This is a genomic window from Sphaerospermopsis kisseleviana CS-549, from assembly GCF_028329225.1.
Lineage (GTDB): Bacteria > Cyanobacteriota > Cyanobacteriia > Cyanobacteriales > Nostocaceae > Sphaerospermopsis > Sphaerospermopsis kisseleviana.
Window position 1 is genome coordinate 1 of the sequence record NZ_JAQMTI010000138.1, and the last position, 2,471, is coordinate 2,471.

Consider the following 2,471-nt stretch of genomic DNA (forward strand, 5'->3'; position numbering starts at 1 on the left):
GAAAGCAAAGAAACATAAAAGTAAACGCAATTGCAATACCTGTCGTACTGGTAGTTGTTTTGAGCGCGTAGGGGGATAATTGACTATCCCTTTTGAGCAAGTCTTAAAGAATCTGCGTGTCTTTAGACCGCAGAGTGTCAAAAATTACCCTCATCAATTGTCTACCATTTTTGGTAAAAACTACTATAATTGAATCCATAAAGTAACAATTTGTAATCAAAAGCAGTTCTTAATTGTGTTTACAACTAAACTCGCTCGACTACAGGGTACACTACCACTAGATTTATTTGCCGCTATTGAGGATCTGAAAACAGAACTCAACGCGGTGATATTAGCGCATTACTATCAAGATCCAGATATACAGGATATTGCAGATTTTATTGGTGATTCTTTACAATTAGCAAGAGCAGCAGCACAGACAAATGCAGATGTGATTGTGTTTGCTGGCGTTCACTTCATGGCAGAAACCGCAAAAATCCTCAATCCTGATAAATTGGTACTATTACCAGATTTAAATGCTGGTTGTTCTTTAGCTGATAGCTGTCCCCCAGATCAGTTTGCAGCTTTTAAAGCCGCACACCCAGACCATCTAGTAATTTCTTACATTAATTGCTCTGCCGAAATCAAGGCCATGAGCGATATTATCTGCACCAGTTCCAACGCTGTAAAAATTGTCCAGCAAATACCCAAAGAACAACCGATTATTTTTGCACCAGATCGGAACTTAGGACGGTACGTAATGCAACAAACCGGACGGGATATGCTGTTATGGCAGGGTAGCTGTGTTGTTCATGAGACATTTTCGGAAAGGAAAATAGTTGAGTTAAAAACTACACATCCAGAAGCAGAGGCGATCGCTCACCCAGAATGTGAAACCAGCGTTTTACGTCACGCCAGCTATATCGGCTCTACAGCGGCTTTATTGAATTATTGTCAAAAAAGCCCTAGCCATGAGTTTATCGTGGCTACAGAGCCAGGAATCATCCACCAGATGCAAAAATTAGCACCGGGTAAACACTTTATTCCTGCCCCTCCTGAGAATAACTGCAATTGTAACGAATGTCCATTTATGCGGTTAAATACCTTAGAAAAGCTGTACCTAGCCATGAAAAACCGCACCCCTGAAATTACCATGTCAGAGGATATCCGTCTGGCAGCACTCAAACCCATGCAACGAATGTTAGAAATGAGTGTTTAGCCATCAGGAGGCAGGAGGCAGGAGGGAAATATTTTGCACCAATCACCAATCACCCATTTTTTCTGCTTCTTTCTCAGCAGCTTTACTATATTCCCTGTATAACTTAGTACGAATTTGTGCTTCTTGATATCGGCTATGACTAGGTGGAACCTGACTCATTAAATCAGAAGCCCTTTGCCATCTAGCAGCTAATTCCAACCACTGAGTTGAAGTTGTAGCTGTTTTACCAGCAGCAGAGGCTTGATTAGCAAGTCTCACTGCATCTGCAAATTTGTCATCAGATGTATCATTTGCCGATTGAGCAGGGCTTTTTTGAGCATGAGAGGATGATACTTCTGATTTAACTTCACCTGCGGTTTTTACAGAAGGAGAAATTTGTAATGGTATCAGATTTTTTATTGAATTACTTAAACGTTCATCAAACAAAGCAGCCAGCAAAAGTAATGCACACAAACTAACTGATCCAATGATCAGCTTCTTGATTGTATCTTTGTTTTTATCCTGGTTAGTAAGTAAAGATTGAGCTTTAGGTAAAATCGGTTTTCCAAACTCAGTATAGGCTGCTGTAAAATCTTGAATTAATTGCTGGAAAAGACTAGGCTGAGATAAAGTAATTTCCTGTGACCAAAGTAATTGATTTTCGCTATTGCGGTTAATTTCCTCCAACCATAATAATTGCTGTTCCCGCACAATGCGACTGTTGATCTTGACTTTGCGAATGTTACGCGGTGCAATGGACTCTAAAATTTGCTGGATGTTGGCTACCAAGGTAGACTGCTCAAGTTGTTCTACCGTAGCCGCTTCACATAAAATTTGTAACACACCATCAGCAAAGATCGCTCTAGTTCTGACACCAGACATCACAAGTCTTTCGTTCAATACCTGAATAATAGCGGCAACGCTGCCCTGGTGAGCTTGCCAAGCTATATCGTTGATTCTATCTACCATTTGAGATTGAGTGATCACTCTCGCACCCTGACCTATGAACTAACTCATTATCATTAATTTTGCACTCTGTTGTCACTAACTTCACCTAGTCTAAAGCAAACTTTTGTCTGTACTTAGGGTTTGCTGAAAAAGTTATCTGTGAAAGCTAGGTGACAGGTGACAGGTGCTATGCCACGGTGACAGTTTCAAGAGTTGGATAGGAACGATTTTTTCTTTAAGTAGGAATTAAGTGCAAGGTTTTTCAGTTGCCACCTCATAAAAGCTTACACTTTTTGAAAGCACTTCGACTTACTTCGACTTACTTCGACTTACTTCGACTTACTTC

2 protein-coding genes are annotated in these 2,471 nt (G+C 40.4%); one reads left to right on the forward strand and one right to left on the reverse strand.

All coding sequences use genetic code 11. The features are described from left to right. Positions 1-235 precede the first annotated feature (235 nt). Positions 236-1,198 (forward strand): quinolinate synthase NadA, encoded by a 963-nt coding sequence (gene nadA, locus PN497_RS11565; protein ID WP_096571319.1) that lies wholly within the window; start codon positions 236-238, stop codon positions 1,196-1,198. Between the two features lie 42 nt (positions 1,199-1,240). Here nadA and PN497_RS11570 read toward each other — a convergent pair whose 3' ends face one another. After that, positions 1,241-2,146, reverse strand: coding sequence for a hypothetical protein (locus PN497_RS11570; protein ID WP_096572804.1), 906 nt, complete (start codon positions 2,144-2,146; stop codon positions 1,241-1,243). Between the last annotated feature and the right edge of the window lie 325 nt (positions 2,147-2,471).

Bases quoted from the DNA above. Each gene is read 5' to 3' on its own strand.
- PN497_RS11570 (WP_096572804.1), bottom strand. From the start codon at position 2,146: ATGGTAGATAGAATCAACGATATAGCTTGGCAAGCTCACCAGGGCAGC.